At 31.3% G+C, this 15,081-nt stretch carries 15 protein-coding genes; 5 read left to right on the top strand and 10 right to left on the bottom strand.

What is annotated here, in order from left to right:
* Positions 1 to 22: 22 nt before the first annotated feature.
* Both hemE and B6K90_RS07495 read right to left on the bottom strand, forming a co-directional pair.
* Positions 23 to 1,066 (bottom strand): uroporphyrinogen decarboxylase, encoded by a 1,044-nt coding sequence (hemE, locus tag B6K90_RS07490; RefSeq protein WP_088012119.1) that lies wholly within the window; start codon positions 1,064 to 1,066, stop codon positions 23 to 25.
* Between the two features lie 347 nt (positions 1,067 to 1,413).
* Positions 1,414 to 3,549, bottom strand: a complete 2,136-nt coding sequence (locus B6K90_RS07495; protein ID WP_088012120.1) for a transglycosylase domain-containing protein — start codon at positions 3,547 to 3,549, stop codon at positions 1,414 to 1,416.
* A gap of 196 nt (positions 3,550 to 3,745) precedes the next feature.
* On the opposite strand from B6K90_RS07495, the gene B6K90_RS07500 reads away from it, so the two are divergent.
* A complete protein-coding gene (locus tag B6K90_RS07500) occupies positions 3,746 to 4,945 on the top strand; it encodes a M20 family metallopeptidase (RefSeq protein WP_328588113.1) in 1,200 nt (399 codons plus the stop codon).
* Between the two features lie 51 nt (positions 4,946 to 4,996).
* Here B6K90_RS07500 and B6K90_RS07505 read toward each other — a convergent pair whose 3' ends face one another.
* The 3 genes from B6K90_RS07505 to B6K90_RS07515 are packed head-to-tail and all read right to left on the bottom strand — an operon-like array spanning position 4,997 to position 7,692.
* Positions 4,997 to 5,725, bottom strand: coding sequence for an EcsC family protein (locus B6K90_RS07505; RefSeq protein WP_088012122.1), 729 nt, complete (start codon positions 5,723 to 5,725; stop codon positions 4,997 to 4,999).
* Between the two features lie 12 nt (positions 5,726 to 5,737).
* Entirely contained in the window at positions 5,738 to 6,958 is a 1,221-nt protein-coding gene (locus B6K90_RS07510; RefSeq protein WP_088012123.1) for an ABC transporter permease, read from the bottom strand.
* Positions 6,955 to 7,692 carry an ABC transporter ATP-binding protein gene (locus B6K90_RS07515; RefSeq protein WP_088012124.1) on the bottom strand — a complete coding sequence of 246 codons (738 nt, stop codon included), beginning with the start codon at positions 7,690 to 7,692 and terminating at the stop codon, positions 6,955 to 6,957. Before B6K90_RS07515 ends, B6K90_RS07510 begins: the two co-directional genes overlap by 4 nt.
* 1,276 nt (positions 7,693 to 8,968) lie before the next feature.
* Between B6K90_RS07515 and B6K90_RS07525 the strand changes: the two genes are divergently transcribed.
* Together B6K90_RS07525 and B6K90_RS07530 are read left to right on the top strand one after the other, a co-directional pair.
* The gene (locus B6K90_RS07525; RefSeq protein WP_088012126.1) at positions 8,969 to 9,406 is read left to right on the top strand and encodes an HIT family protein; all 438 of its coding nucleotides are present in this window, start codon (positions 8,969 to 8,971) and stop codon (positions 9,404 to 9,406) included.
* A gap of 353 nt (positions 9,407 to 9,759) precedes the next feature.
* Positions 9,760 to 10,320 (top strand): HTH-type transcriptional regulator Hpr, encoded by a 561-nt coding sequence (locus tag B6K90_RS07530; RefSeq protein WP_056472088.1) that lies wholly within the window; start codon positions 9,760 to 9,762, stop codon positions 10,318 to 10,320.
* A gap of 281 nt (positions 10,321 to 10,601) precedes the next feature.
* Here B6K90_RS07530 and B6K90_RS07535 read toward each other — a convergent pair whose 3' ends face one another.
* Entirely contained in the window at positions 10,602 to 10,691 is a 90-nt protein-coding gene (locus tag B6K90_RS07535; protein WP_097973758.1) for a YjcZ family sporulation protein, read from the bottom strand.
* Between the two features lie 99 nt (positions 10,692 to 10,790).
* Positions 10,791 to 10,874, bottom strand: a complete 84-nt coding sequence (locus tag B6K90_RS07540; RefSeq protein WP_088012127.1) for a YjcZ family sporulation protein — start codon at positions 10,872 to 10,874, stop codon at positions 10,791 to 10,793.
* A gap of 404 nt (positions 10,875 to 11,278) precedes the next feature.
* On the opposite strand from B6K90_RS07540, the gene B6K90_RS07545 reads away from it, so the two are divergent.
* Complete coding sequence (locus tag B6K90_RS07545; protein WP_088012128.1) at positions 11,279 to 12,100, top strand: peptidylprolyl isomerase; 822 nt, start codon at positions 11,279 to 11,281, stop codon at positions 12,098 to 12,100.
* Positions 12,101 to 12,128: 28 nt separating this feature from the next.
* On the opposite strand, the gene B6K90_RS07550 is transcribed toward B6K90_RS07545, so the two are convergent.
* Both B6K90_RS07550 and yhaM read right to left on the bottom strand, forming a co-directional pair.
* Complete coding sequence (locus tag B6K90_RS07550) at positions 12,129 to 12,332, bottom strand: sporulation YhaL family protein (protein ID WP_088012129.1); 204 nt, start codon at positions 12,330 to 12,332, stop codon at positions 12,129 to 12,131.
* A gap of 68 nt (positions 12,333 to 12,400) precedes the next feature.
* Positions 12,401 to 13,339, bottom strand: a complete 939-nt coding sequence (gene yhaM / locus B6K90_RS07555) for a 3'-5' exoribonuclease YhaM (RefSeq protein WP_088012130.1) — start codon at positions 13,337 to 13,339, stop codon at positions 12,401 to 12,403.
* Between the two features lie 336 nt (positions 13,340 to 13,675).
* Here yhaM and B6K90_RS07560 point away from each other — a divergent pair, with 336 nt between their 5' ends.
* A complete protein-coding gene (locus B6K90_RS07560) occupies positions 13,676 to 13,861 on the top strand; it encodes a YhzD family protein (protein ID WP_088012131.1) in 186 nt (61 codons plus the stop codon).
* A 269-nt stretch (positions 13,862 to 14,130) separates the two neighbouring features.
* On the opposite strand, the gene B6K90_RS07565 is transcribed toward B6K90_RS07560, so the two are convergent.
* Positions 14,131 to 14,682 (bottom strand): YrrS family protein, encoded by a 552-nt coding sequence (locus B6K90_RS07565; RefSeq protein ID WP_167555305.1) that lies wholly within the window; start codon positions 14,680 to 14,682, stop codon positions 14,131 to 14,133.
* Positions 14,683 to 15,081 lie beyond the last annotated feature (399 nt).

The following is a 15,081-nucleotide window of genomic DNA, read 5'->3' on the forward strand; positions in this document are numbered from 1 at the left end:
TCATCACCATAGTCCTTTTATATTAAGCTTTAACCCTTGATGAATACTCATGTACAAAACTTGTTAATCGTTTAAGAGTATCAGGATTTACTTCAGGGAATACCCCATGACCTAAGTTGAAAATATGACCTGGATTTGCCATACCTTCATCTAATATTTCCTTTGCACGTTTCTCAATTACTTCCCATGGTGCTAATAAAAACGCAGGATCTAAATTACCCTGAAGTGTTTTCGTTATCCCTAAAGAGCGAGCTTCAGTAATAGAAGTTCTCCAATCTAGACCAATTACATCTACAGGTAGTTCATTCCATTCATGAATTAAGTGGCTTGCTCCAATACCAAACATAGTAGTTGGAATATGATCTTCTCTAAGTGCTGTAAAAATCTTTTCCATGCATGGTTTAATATAAATGCGATAATCATTAGCATTCAGAGCACCAACCCATGAATCAAATAATTGAATTGCACTTGCTCCTGCTTTAACTTGTGCTTTTACGTATTTAATAGTCATGTCAGCTAAATGATCCATTAAAGCAAACCATGCTTCTGGCTCAGCATACATAAATGATTTTGTTTTATTATAGTTTCTAGATGGTCTACCCTCGATCATATAGCTAGCAACTGTAAAAGGTGCACCTGCAAATCCAATTAATGGAACAGAAAGTACCTCTGTTGTTAATAATTTAATCGTCTCATAGATATAAGGTAGTTGCTCTTCTGGATGAATATCAGTTAACTTTTTTACATCTGCTAAAGAACGAATTGGATTGCTTATTACCGGTCCTACTCCTGATTGAATTTCTACGTCTACTCCAATTGCAGGAAGTGGAGACATAATATCTTTATATAAAATAGCTGCATCAACATTATATTGGTCAACTGGAAGCGCTGTTACGTAAGCGCATAATTCAGGTTGATGAGTAATTTCAAATAAAGAATATTTTTCTTTTATTTTTCGGTATTCTGGCTGAGAACGCCCTGCTTGTCTCATATACCAAACTGGTGTATGCGTTACTTCTTCTCCTCTAATCGCTTTAAGAAATGTATCGTTAAAATCTTTTTTCATCCTTCAAAGTCTCCCTTTCACTATTCCAAACTCTACTATTAAATATACTGATTGAACTATTAATTGTATAGAAAACTCGAATTTTGACACATAATGTTCACTGATTTTACAATTTTTCTCAATTAATAGGTCTATTTCACTACCAGACTTTTCCCATTAAAAATTATATCAAAATATGTCTAAAATATCGAATTAATAATCTTTGTTTAATAATACTTTTTATAAAGTAAAGTAGTTTACTAATCCATTTTACAGATATAGTTTTTACGATCATTGTTTCCTAAAAGTAAAAGAAAATAAAAAACTCCCCTTCAAATCATTTGATAAGAAGGAGAGCCTTAAAATGTCTATTCCTTATTTCTTATGTTGGGTTTGACAAGTTTAGACCTCTCACCTTCTTCTTTTGTTTGAGGATTGTACGGTACTACATAATAAGAAGGTACATTAAATACATTCACAAAGGAATCTTTGTACTCATCTAAACCTGTAACAGTATCTACTAATTTCTCTTTGCCATTTTTCACTCGATAGATTCGATATTGCTGTCTGTGGTCAGTTGGTGCATTCCAATTAATAACGACGGTGAGTAATCCAAATGGTGAGAATGATACTTTTGATTGAACATTTGAAATAGGCTCTAAATTTATTGGTGATTCTAAATCATCTATATTTTTTGGCTTTTTAAATGTTGTAGATGGTTCTCTTCCTGCTTCTCTTAAAATCTTTTTAAATAAAATGGTTGGATATGTACTTCCGTTTCTTAAAAAATGTTCTGAATCTGTTTTATCATATCCCATCCAAATTGCACCAACAACGTCTGGTGTATAGCCTACAAACCAAGCATCTTTGTTTCCATTAGTTTGGCCAGGTATATTCGTTGATCCCGTTTTACCAGCTAAATCGCCAGAAAAACTTCCTCTACTAGCCGTACCTTCATTTACAACACCTTTTAGCATTTTTGTCATATACCAAGAGGTTTGAGATGAAAACACTTTATATTCCTTAATTTTTACTTCGGCTACTAATTCATTGTTACGATCATAAATTGCATTAATAACAAAAGGCTCTAATGCATCTCCATCATGATCAAAGGAACTATATGCTTTTACTAGCTCTAATGGTGTTAACCCGATCTTAAGTCCTCCAAGTGCCATACTTAATCCTTTATCAGGAATATTCAAATCCATTTTTTCTAGATATTGTTTTGCATTATCTATTCCTATATCATTTAATAACCAAACAGCTGGCACATTTGCTGATTGAATTAATGCGTTAAACATCGAAATTGTTTTCGTATAAACTCCATTATAATTTTTTGGTTTATATTCTCCTAACGCACTCTGTTCATTTGGTAATAAAGAATACGGATTGTAGTTTCCTGTTTCAAGTGCTGGTGAATATACAAGTAAAGGCTTCATTGTTGAACCAGGCTGCCTTTTCACGTTAATTCGATTCAAGCCTTGAAAATAGTAATTCCTACCACCAATTGCCGCCTCTACACCGCCTGTTTCGGAGTTTATTAATACGAAGGCCCCTTCAGCATTTTGATCTGTTCCTGGAAAATAGTTTCCATTTTTAAAATACTTATAGGCAGTTAATTGTGTTTTTTTATGGATTGGTACGACAACTTTGTATCCACCATTTAAAAGTTGGTCATAAGAAATCCCATATTTCTCTTTTGCTTCCTTTATCACCATATCAATATATGTAGCATATCCGTTTTCAAATTTTTGTTCCGTAATATGTAATACACTTGGTTTGTTTTTAGCTTTCTGATACTCAGATTCAGTAATATAATGAGTATCTAGCATCTTATAAAGAACAAGATTCCTACGTTCTAATGATCGCTCTGGTTGTGAGACTGGATCATAATGTGATGGAGCCTTTAATAAAGCTGCTAAAGAAGCACTTTCTTCTATAGTCAAATTTTTAACATCTTTCCCAAAATAATATTTTGCAGCTCCGCCAATGCCGTATACCCCGTGACCAAAATAAACCTGATTTAAATACATTTCTAGTATTTGATCTTTTGTATACTTTCTTTCTAGATTAATTGCTATGATTACTTCCTTTGTTTTTCTCATAAATGTTTTTTCGTGCGTCAAAAACACATTCTTTGCAAGCTGTTGAGTAAGTGTACTTGCGCCTTGTACTTTACTAAATGCTTTTAAATCATTTACGATAGCCCGAAAGATTGATTGTGTATCGATTCCATGATGTTTATAGAACCGTTCATCTTCAATTGAAACTACTGCTTGTTTAGTATAATCAGGTATATCACTAATTGAAACGATTTGATGGTTTTCATTATATAGCTTTGATACAAAATTCCCCTCTAAATCTACCATTTCTGAAGATGAATGGACGACTAACTTATCTTCATCTATAACATAATTACCTAAGAAAACAATTAGTAAAAATCCTACAAAGCTAATTAATAAGACACTTAATAGTCCTATTGTTAAATAACCCCATTTTTTCAATTATTTCACCTTCATTTCTCTTACCATATAACAAATAGTATATCCATATATTCCCACGAATAAGTCATTATTTCCTATTTTTCGATGAATATTTCCTTGGAAATACATTTTTCGTCATTCCTTATTGAAGATAATTTTGAAGGATATCAATTACATTTCTTGAATAGGTTATATAGATAGTAAGTAGGAGGGTGAAATAATGTCAGATTTATTTTCTTTATTAGATTCATATTATCCGGAAATGGTATCTACTCGTAGATACCTACATGAAAATCCTGAGCTTTCGTTTAAAGAATACGAGACAGCAAAATTCATTCAAAACTTTTATAAACAATTAAATATTCCTTTCAAATCAAATGTCGGTGGAAACGGTGTTGTTGCTACAATTACTGGAAGAAACCCTGGAAAAACGATCGCTTTACGAGCAGATTTTGACGCACTACCTATTCAAGATGAGAAAAATGTTTCTTATTCCTCAAAAGTACCTGGCGTTATGCACGCATGTGGTCATGATGGTCACACTGCTACACTTCTATATTTAGCAAAAGCACTTCATGAGCAAAAAGATTCTTGGGACGGTAAAGTTGTCTTCCTTCACCAACATGCAGAAGAATATGCACCTGGTGGGGCTATTTCTATGATTGCTGATGGATGCTTAGATGGTGTTGATGAGGTTTATGGAACCCATTTGTGGGCAATTGAAGAATTAGGAACAGTTGGTTATCGAAAAGGACCAATCATGGCAGCAGCTGATCGTTTTTCAATCACAATCCAAGGTCAAGGCGGTCATGGTGCGGAACCCCATCGAACAAAAGACAGTATTGTAATTGCTAGTCAACTTGTTATGGCACTTCAACAAGTTGTTAGTCGAGAAACAAATCCAATTGACACTGTTGTCTTATCGATTGGAAGTTTCGAAGCAAAAAATGCTTTTAATGTGATCGCCGATCGAGCAACTTTAATAGGGACAGTTCGTACGTTCAAAAAGGAAACACAGGAAAAAGTAAAAGAACAAATAGCTAGAATTATTAAAGGAATTTGTCTAGCAAATGATGTTACATACGAATATAAGTACGATGATGGATATCCTCCAGTAGTAAATCATGATAAAGAAACTGATTTATTAGTTAAAGTAGCCGAATCAATTGATGAAATTAGTCAATTAAAAGAAATGGACCCTAAAATGGGTGGAGAAGATTTCGCATACTATTTACAAAAAGTACCAGGAACTTTCTTCTTCACAGGAGCTAAACCTCCTCACGTTACAGAAGCTTACCCTCATCACCATCCAAAATTTGATTTTGACGAAAAAGCTATGTTAATTGCAGCAAAAACACTAGGGTCTGTGACATTAGCTTCATTAAAACAATCACAAAAATTAGTTGAGCAAAAATAAGAAAAAGGAGAACTTTTTAGTTCTCCTTTTTGTAGTAGACAAATTAACTGTCTAGATAAGATCTTCTTTCTTCTTCATATACCTTAATCTATAAGCATTTTTAGCAGTTTCTCCTAATTGTTCAAGAAGTTGATAATTTACATAAGCTCCAACCGGTGCTCCAATAATAGGTACTAATTGTAGAAGTTTTGCTAAATCGATATGATCTCGATATTCTAGTTGTAATTGTTCCCAATTGACTTGGGGATTTTCATCTACTTTATCTTCCCATTTTTCGATAACTTGAAATACTTTTTTTCGATGGCTATCACTTGAAAAAGCAAGTTGAAAAATATACAGCATGAATTGTCGTTCAAGTTCATCTTTAGGAGAGAAACCATAAATTTTTGCTGCTTCAACTAAAAACCTAATTTTTATTCCTAGTAACAACGGAAAATCTGCAAGACCGAGTAATATTCCCCCCGCTCCTGTACCAGCACCTTCTACAGCTGAAATCTTTTTGTACTCGTTTAACTTTTTATCTAAGATTAAATCTCTTTCTCTAAGTGTCAATGCTTCATACTCTTCACCACTGCCATTAAAAATAGTAGACCCTCCCATAAATAAAACCATCATATTTCTAACAGTTTTTGTAAGTAGATCTTGTATTTGTTCTGGCAGTAATGATTGAAGCTTTAACTGAACTTTTTTTGCAGATGTTTGAAAAATATTTGAATCGGACATTACTTTTTGCTTCCATCTTGATAGTTCGTACTGAATACGAAGTTCATAAGAATCCATTTTGTCCACCCTTTACAATTTTTGTGGCTGACCTAACCTTTTATGCACATAAAATTTAATTAACCACATTGAAAATAAAGTATACACAACGATTGCAATAATAAAGTTTATAATCGACAAGCCCTTTATTAAACCAATGATACTAAAAACTAAACTACATATTATCAGTAGTATATACAAAAGTGTCGAAATAGATTTTTTATTTTCTTCATTTGTATAAGGATAAATTTTCCACAATAAATGATAGTTATACTGTTTTAAAATTGACATATTCTGTAGGGAAATTACGTAAAGAAATAAAATGCCAATCAATACTTTTCCAATTAAAGTTGGCACCAAGTAAACTACAAACCCTCCTACGAAAAGTTGTCTTAAAAACATACTTAAATAGTTACCATTTCGAATAAATGTACGAACTAGTAAATAATTCGCTGCATTTTTCATTGGAAATTTATTAATTATTGGATCTGCCCATTTTCTTCGCTTAACTTGTTGCTGAATAGATGGCACATCAGTAAACATATTCGCAAATCGATAAAAAGTCGCTAATCTTGAAGTATCAAGTTTAACATTTCGTTCCCATTGTACTCTTTTATTTTTACTACCTATTTGAATTGATAATGCATAAACAGCTAAAATTACGATCATTATTGAAAGGAAAAAACTACTCCATTTACTTAATAACCCATATATAAATAAGAAAGTACCAAGCAACCTTATACAATAATCAAATGCTCGGTTTAATACACCATTATTTGTAAGATGTAAGAATGAAACAAAAAGATTGTATCCTTTTAATAAGAAAATTATTACCATAAATACGATAAAGCTTGTAGTTTGTCCTAGTAAAAATTTCTTATAAATTGGATAAATCACTCCTAACATCATTAACATCAAATAAACTTGAACGATGTACGTAATTAAAAAAGAGCGGACAAAGTAATTTTTCATCTTTTTTTCTAAAGGTAGTAAATAATGTAAATCAGGTCCTTTAAAAAAAGTAGTTACTTGACCTGTTACAACAAGAAAACTGAAAAGAATAGAGATTAATAAAATAACCGGAAAGTCTGGAGAAATTGTTTTTAACATTTGTTGGTAATAATATGCTCCTCCTCCAAAGCCAAAAACAATCACAAATTTTATATGATCATTAAAAATATAACGACCATATCTACTCATTTCTTTAATGAAGCTCCTAAACCGTGCTAACCATAATTCTTTTATCGTACTCATATTTCTTTTTCCTTCGTTGCAAAAATATAAATTTCATCCAATGAAGCATTTGGCATATTATATTGAGTTTGTAATTCGTTTAACGTACCTTTTGCAATGATTACTCCTTCATGCAAAATAATGAATGAATCACAATAAATCTGAGCAGTCGATAAAATATGAGTAGACATTAAAATGCCTGCTCCTTTTTCTTTTTCATTGTTCAAAATTTCTAGTAAATCATTTATCGCGATTGGATCTAATCCTAAAAAAGGTTCATCTATTATGTATAACTGTGGTTGGACAATAAGGGCACAAATGATCATTACTTTTTGTTTCATCCCTTTAGAGAATGTCGAAGGAAAATATTTTCTTTTTTCATATAATCTAAATGTTTTTAATAACTCTTCACTACGTTTTTTAAAATCCTTTTCAGGAATATTATATGCCAAGGCCGTAATTTCAAGATGTTCCTGTAAAGTTAATTCATCATAAATCATTGGTGTTTCAGGAACATACGATAAGCTAGCACGATATGCAGTTGGATCTTTATCAAATGATTCACTATTAATTAATATTTCACCTTTAGATGGCTTCAAAAGTCCCAAAATATGTTTTATTGTCGTACTCTTACCGGCACCATTTAACCCGATTAACCCAACAAGCTCATTCTTATTAATCGTAAATGAGACATCTTTAATGACAGGTTGTCTAGTATATCCACCTGAGACATCTTTTACATGCAATAAAGTCATTCTTTACAAATCCTTTCAAATGTACTTTTCCTATATATTTTATTGTATCAAATAATAATCTTAACTTCCTCAATATCATATTTATGGAATACTAAAAAAAATCCTTCTTTTTTTGAATACTATTTTAGGTTAAGGGTATTATAATTCTTGAAGGGAAAGCAACACACTTTCTTAGTTCAAAATTTGAAATGAGGTGTGTGTTAAAGGAAATTTAATTTGCGTTCAAACCTAAGTCAGATAATTGTTTAAGTGAAATGAGGTATCTCCAAAGATTAACATCGTTGTCATATACAGCAATGCTAAATTTAAGGAGATGGTGCGCTTGAACATATTCTATAAAAACAAAGGTCATTAGTATACCAATTTGTAAATGAGGTGTCTCGAGCAGAACATATAATTTATTTATAGGTGTACCAATTTATTGAACATTAAAGCAAATGAGGTGTCTGTTAAAGACAATTTAACTTAATAACCTAAAATTTTTTCTAAAGATTCTTTCCCCTTCATCAAGGAGCAACTATTGGTTGCTCCTTGTTTATGTTATTGAAAAAAAATTTATCAATTAAATTGTTGGATTGAACATTGATAAGTAAGTTGTGTGATATTGATTTCCACTACAGTAACTCGCTTCCAATGAGAAGAGATTTTAACTTATTACTTCTATTATTTATATACTCAGTTTACCGAAACTTTCTTCCACTTAAATTTCCATTGAAATCCCTTCTGTTTTTCATGCCATTTAAAGTTTTTCTAGTATTAATGTGCTCTCCCCAATATTTTTTTTAAGTTTTAAGCATACTTTCTTTCATACAGGGCATCATAATTCTTGAAGGGAAAGCAACACACTTTCCAGTTCAAAATTTGAAATGAGGTGTGTGTTAAAGGTAATTTAATTTGCGTTCAAACCTATGCAAGGGTAGCTGTTGAAGTGAAATGTCTCCCAAGATAAAACATCGTTGTATAAACAGCAGTGAAAACATCAAAGGAGATGGTTAGCTTGAACATTATTACTTATAAACAAAGGTTTTAGTATACCAATTTGTAAATGAGGTGTCTCGACCAGAGCATATAAATTTATTATAAGGTGTACCAATTTATTGAACATATAAGCAAATGAGGTGTCTATCAAAGACAATTTATAATTACTCCATATTCTTTCCCCTTCATCAAGAAGCAACGTAGGTTGCTTCTTGTTTATTTTTCTCCTTAACCCTATTTCCCCTTAAACTTACGTCTATGTTAAAATAAGGAAAAAAAGTGAAAGGAAGTAGAAGAAATGACACATGACGCTAATTGTATTTTTTGCAAAATTATTGAAGGTAGCATTCCAGCTTCAAAAGTATACGAGGATGATGATGTTTTAGCTTTTTTAGATTTAAGTCAAGTTACAAAAGGACACACATTAGTCATTCCAAAGGATCATGTTGAAAACATATTCGAAATGAGTGAAGAGACAGCTAGTACATACTTCCGAAAAGTACCTCAAATTGCTAATGCAATTAAAGATACTTTTAATGTCCAAGGTATAAATATTTTAAATAATAGTGGTGAAGTTTCAGGTCAAACTGTATTTCATTATCATATGCATATTTTACCACGATACGGAAAAAATGATGGCTTTGATGTAAAATGGCAATCAAATCAAAATCAATACACAAATGAAACGCTTCAAGAGATTGCAAAATCTATCGAAAATAACATTATCAAAAAATAATAATATAAGATCATTTACAAACAAAAACAGGAGTGTGATTACCTCCTGTTTTTGTTTTTTTTATGTAAATTCCATCTTAATTCTGCATTTTATACTATATTTTTAAAGATTTATATTATATATTTACTATATTACCAATAATATTTTATCGACAATTACTCTATAGTTCAGCTAAAATTATTATATAAACATACCTTTTTCAACCCATAACACTTAATTATAATATAAAAATGTAGAATTTTATCAACGACTTTGTGAAAATTTTTAAAAATTCTAACTAAAAGTTCTTTATTTCTTCACATATTATTGGCATAATAATAAATAGATAGTTAAATAGAAAAGAAGGTGAATTGATGAAAACTGAACAAAAGTTATATACAATGAAAGAAGCTTTGATTTTTAGTCAAAGAATTGCCCAAATTTCTAAAGCATTATGGAAGTCAGTTGAAAAAGACTGGCAACAATGGATTAAACCCTATGATTTAAATATCAATGAACATCATATTTTAATGATCGCCTTCCACTTAAAGGGTGCGTCTATTTCTGAAATTGCGAAATTTGGTGTAATGCACGTATCGACCGCTTTTAACTTCTCTAAAAAGCTTGAAGAACGTGGTTTATTAGTGTTTTCTAAAAAAGTAGAAGATAAACGTAATACTTATATTGAATTAACAGAAAAAGGTAAAAATATGCTATTAGAGATTCTAGGAGAATTTGATCCTGAGACAAATTCAGTTTTCCAAGGTACTTTACCATTAAAAGAATTTTATGGTAAGTTTCCAGAAAATATGGAAATTATGGCTATTTTACGTAATATTTATGGAAAAGATTTTATGGATATATTTGAAACAACGTTAGGAAACATAGATAAAGAATTTATCGAAGAAGATAATCGTTTAATTAAGAAACCTTAATATCTTCTTTAAAGTTACAATTTTAAGTTGATTTGTCCTTGAAATTGTACAATCAAATAGAAGCGGGGTAAGATTAATTAAATCCTTCCGCTTTTTATTTCGGCCACTTTTGTTCAAAATTTCACATATATCCCTCTTTTAAACCTTCAACTCATTTCCTTTTCTTTTCAATTTCTAATTCTATACAAAGAATATGTACATCATAAACTACTTATAATTCTGGAATAAAAACTCAACCGGAGGTACAATACCTCCGGTCGAATATTTGTCTTATTTACAAATTAGATGCAAGCTGCTCCTACGATAATTAATAAGATGAACAATACAACGATTAACGCAAATCCTCCACCATGGAATCCTACGCCCATCATTCACACCTCCTTTAGCTACATATCTTATCTTATGCGTGTAGTAAAAAATGGTCTGGGCAAATGTATAAATAACCTTCATTTTCGAAGATTCATACTAACTTATAAACATGAACACCCAATAATGATTAGCAAAATAAACAGGATCACGATTAATACAAATTCACGCGATGCTTTCCCCTCCATTTTTCCACCCTCCTAAAAGTAATTCATAATAATATATAGACGAATGCCTTAATTGATTGGGCGAATGTCACGATTGACTAGCTATTATTTATTAGATTAACCTACTTTGTTGGAGTAGCTGGAAAACAAAATTAAATTTAATTAACTCCTCCTCTCTTTAACGATTAGACTCATAAATGCCTATTTTTTAATTAAAACTAGTTCAAGATTCCTTAAAATGAATTAACTTTTAATTAAAAACCATTCCAAATTATTCTTTTTTTGGATAAACTTTGTCACTTTGTAGAAAAATATGTTATATTAAGTGAAGTAATTTCCAGTAAAAGGTATGTCTAAATAAAGGAAAAATTAAGATTTAAGCTCTATACTTTAATAAGCAAAATTTTTTTTTAGGAGATGTTTAAATGAAAAAGTTAATCGTATCTGCAGTTTTAGCTACCTCAGTATTCGGACTAGCAGCATGTGGATCTGCTGGTATTAGTAACGATGTAGTTGCTACATCTAATGCAGGAGATATCACATCTAAAGATTTATATGACAAGATGAAAGATACAGCAGGCCTAGCTATGCTTAAGCAAATGGCTATCGAAGATTATTTAAAGAAGAACTACAAAGTTAGCGATAAAGATGTTGACGCTAAGTTCAATGAGTATAAAACACAAAATGGTGACCAATTTAAAGCTTTCTTAGCTCAGTACGGATTTAAAGATGAAGCAGCATTTAAAGATCGTGTTAAAATTGATTTATTAACTGAAAAAGCTGCTGAAGCTTCAGTAACGAAAGCTGAAATTGCAAAATATAAACCAGAAATTAAAGCTAGTCATATTTTAGTAAAAGATGAGGCTACAGCTAAAAAAGTTAAACAAGAATTAGATAAAGGTGCAGATTTTGCAGCAGAAGCAAAAAAATATTCTACTGACACTGGTTCAAAAGATAAAGGTGGAGATTTAGGCTATTTCGGAGAAGGTGCTATGGTACCTGAATTCGAAGCAGCTGCTTATAAATTAAAAGTTGGAGAAATTAGCCAACCAGTTAAATCTCAATTTGGATATCATATTATTAAAGTAACTGGTAAAAAGACAGTTAACGAAAAAGATGCTCGTAAAAAAATTGCTGAGTCTAAGCTAAGCCAAGAAAACTTCTCAGCGTTCTCAGATGAACTTCTTAAGAAAGCTAAATTTAAAGTAAAAGATAAAGACTTAGAAAGCCAAGAGAAAAAATCATAAAAAAGAACCTGCCTAATTGGCAGGTTTTTTAATTCGATGAAATCTCAGAGTTGATCAGTAATTGCTCTCTTCGTTCTCTTTCTTCTTTAATTCTTTGTAAGTATATTTCTCCCTCTTTTTCGATGAAAGCTTCATCTGCATCTCTTTCCTGCTTCGAGGTATAAAGCACCATAAATCCACTCACAAAAATTCCTAAGATCACGATATACATCCAAAATGGTAATAATGGCATTGATTTTCCTCCTTAGTAGACAAGCATTTGCTTCATTATATGGCTAATAAGGAGGAAGTATGATTAATTTAAAATTTTGGTTTGTAAAAACTACGATTTTCTAATGGGAAAATACGCTCTGTATATTCTCCCGGTTCAACTCTTTCAAGTGCGCGGTCTAACATATTCATTTTTGCATCAATATTATCAATATAATGTAATATTTCCGCTTCTTTAATTAAAGGTAGTTTTGGACTACCGTACTCATACTTACCATGGTGACTTAAAATAAGATGCTGTAATACAGTAACCTCTTCTCCCTCAATACCTAGTTCGATTGAGGCATTTCCAATTTCAATTGCCATAAGTGAGATATGACCTAATAAATTACCTTCGACAGTATACTTTGTTGAAACTGGACCAGATAATTCTCTTACTTTTCCTAAATCATGTAGTATGATTCCAGCATATAGTAAATCCTTATTTATTGAAGGATATAAATTCGCAATTGATTCACCTAATTTCAACATACAGAAAACATGGTATGCTAAACCAGAAACAAATTCATGGTGATTCTTAGTTGCTGCTGGAAAATCAAGAAAATCCTCTTGATTTTTTAATACTAAATACTCAGTAAGCTTTTTAAGTTTTTCATTTGTCATATTATTGATATATGAAGTAATTTTCTCATATAATTCTTCTTTAGAAACTGGTGCTCTCGCGAAAAAATCTTCTGGATTTACTTCGTCTGTATCTTTAGTTGGACGAATTTGGCGTAATTTAAGCTGAAGTTTCCCTCTATAATCGTGTAGCTCCCCTTCAACTTTTACAACTGTTCCTTCTACATACGCTTCTTCTTGCTCTGAAGAAATATCCCAAAGCTTGGCCTCAATATCTCCACTTTGATCTTGTAAAGTTAAAGATAAAAATGATTTTTGATTACTTGCTACACCTTTAGTCACAGCTTTAACAAATAAAAATGTAACAAAACGTTCGCCAACTTCATGATCATATACTTTTTTATCCATAAGTACCTCCACCTTTGTATATGCTTCCTTAGCTATACTTAAGTAAATAGCTTAAAATATTTCGGAAAATCAATTTCACAAAATAAAAAAAGGAAAATCAAATTATGTATTAGTCGTTTTACTTATCCTATTATACGTTAAAATAGTTACTTAGCCCAACAATGATCATACAAAAATTAAGACATAATCTAACAATTCTTAAAATCTGTTAAATCTTCCAAATGTCAAAATTTTAAATTATAACAGAATTTTTTTATAATTCGAATTATTACTTTACACAGCTTTTCAATCTATGTCAAAATAATAATATCGCAACTACTTTAGGAGGACTATAACATGACAACATATCGAATTACTGCTTTTGAAAAAAGTGGCCAATCAATTGTCGATGAACAATTTGAAGCTAATTCTGACTTAGAAGCAAAAAAAATTGGTACTGAAAAACTTTCTGCAATTGATGCACTTGATAAAACCCACCGTTGCATTAGTCAAACTGGTAAACTACTTTTATTTCATCCATAATTAAAAAGAAGCTGCGAAGATTGATCGCAGCTTTTTTATTTTTTATCTAAAATAGTTTAAAGTACTAATCCAAGTGTCAACGCTCCTAATCTTCTGCTTGGAGTGGAAGCACCTTTCAATGAGAATAATAGTGAAAATAAAAGAAACATTTATCCAGACAAGCGTTCAAAAAGTACAGTGATGGAACATGATTCATGTTTTAAAAATAGACTGTCGAGAATTTCTCGACAGTCTAAAGGATTCCCATTAAGTGCATCCTATTTTACATTTTATGAAGCAGGTTCAACTTTTGTAGCTTTATATCCAGACCCATCCCATATGAGATATACTTTATATTTTTGCGAGCCTTTTGTCTTTGCTGATACAGTCCCGACTGAGCCGCCTGGGTTGCTTTTGTCACTGCCTAAAAACCATACAGTCATATTGCTTGGATCTGTTCCAGTAGCAGAAGCGATTGTCTGTAGCATTGCTTGCCAGTCTTGAGAATTTCTATCATAGCTTGTAACATGCTTCGCACCAGCTTGAACGCCAGTTTGTTCGGGTGTTTCCGGTGCCGAACCATCTGACGGATCGTCATCATCAATTGTTTGAACAGTTGTTGATGTCTCTTTTACACCATTATCATCATTCTTTTTGTTGTCTTTGGCTGAAGCATAAGCACTCTTATTAGTTCCTGCCTTATTATCATTCGGCGAAAATATGGAATACGAAACAAATGCTATAAGTATCAGTACGATTCCAATTGATCCAAATAAAATGAACTTTGTTTTTTTTCTTTTCGCTCTTGACGTTGTACGTGAATTGCTTTGAATCTTTTTCAATCTAACCACTCTCCAAAACTGAGAATGTCAACATTCTACCATGTATCAGGAAAAACATATAGTCTTGTATTTTAAAATTAACCATTTCGTAAAACAACTGTTAAGTTTATTTCATTGTCAGTTACGATATAATTAACAAAGACTATTACATAATAGAAAAATAGACAATTTAATTTTATAATAATTTATCCTTAATTCTATAGAAAACATAAGATTACATAAAGAAATTAGTAGTGTGATAAAGAAATTAGTAGTGTGATAAAGAATTGCCATTCAAATATTGAATTAAATGTAATGTTATTTCTATTTCAGGCTTTTTAAATGCAGTTTTGGTTTTTTTAATTAGCTGTTTTCACTATACACTTTTGCCAATTTTATTTGCACATCTTTTTTCCTTTA

The organism is Gottfriedia acidiceleris (assembly GCF_002128425.1).
In the GTDB taxonomy this organism is placed as follows: domain Bacteria; phylum Bacillota; class Bacilli; order Bacillales; family Bacillaceae_G; genus Gottfriedia; species Gottfriedia acidiceleris.

Bases quoted from the DNA above. Each gene is read 5' to 3' on its own strand.
- yhaM (WP_088012130.1), bottom strand. From the start codon at position 13,339: ATGGATAAAAAAGTATATGATCATGAAGTTGGCGAACGTTTTGTTACA.
- B6K90_RS07530 (WP_056472088.1), top strand. From the start codon at position 9,760: ATGAAAACTGAACAAAAGTTATATACAATGAAAGAAGCTTTGATTTTT.
- B6K90_RS07505 (WP_088012122.1), bottom strand. From the start codon at position 5,725: ATGGATTCTTATGAACTTCGTATTCAGTACGAACTATCAAGATGGAAG.
- B6K90_RS07525 (WP_088012126.1), top strand. From the start codon at position 8,969: ATGACACATGACGCTAATTGTATTTTTTGCAAAATTATTGAAGGTAGC.
- B6K90_RS07540 (WP_088012127.1), bottom strand. From the start codon at position 10,874: ATGGAGGGGAAAGCATCGCGTGAATTTGTATTAATCGTGATCCTGTTT.
- B6K90_RS07560 (WP_088012131.1), top strand. From the start codon at position 13,676: ATGACAACATATCGAATTACTGCTTTTGAAAAAAGTGGCCAATCAATT.
- B6K90_RS07545 (WP_088012128.1), top strand. From the start codon at position 11,279: ATGAAAAAGTTAATCGTATCTGCAGTTTTAGCTACCTCAGTATTCGGA.
- hemE (WP_088012119.1), bottom strand. From the start codon at position 1,066: ATGAAAAAAGATTTTAACGATACATTTCTTAAAGCGATTAGAGGAGAA.
- B6K90_RS07510 (WP_088012123.1), bottom strand. From the start codon at position 6,958: ATGAGTACGATAAAAGAATTATGGTTAGCACGGTTTAGGAGCTTCATT.
- B6K90_RS07535 (WP_097973758.1), bottom strand. From the start codon at position 10,691: ATGATGGGCGTAGGATTCCATGGTGGAGGATTTGCGTTAATCGTTGTA.
- B6K90_RS07515 (WP_088012124.1), bottom strand. From the start codon at position 7,692: ATGACTTTATTGCATGTAAAAGATGTCTCAGGTGGATATACTAGACAA.
- B6K90_RS07550 (WP_088012129.1), bottom strand. From the start codon at position 12,332: ATGCCATTATTACCATTTTGGATGTATATCGTGATCTTAGGAATTTTT.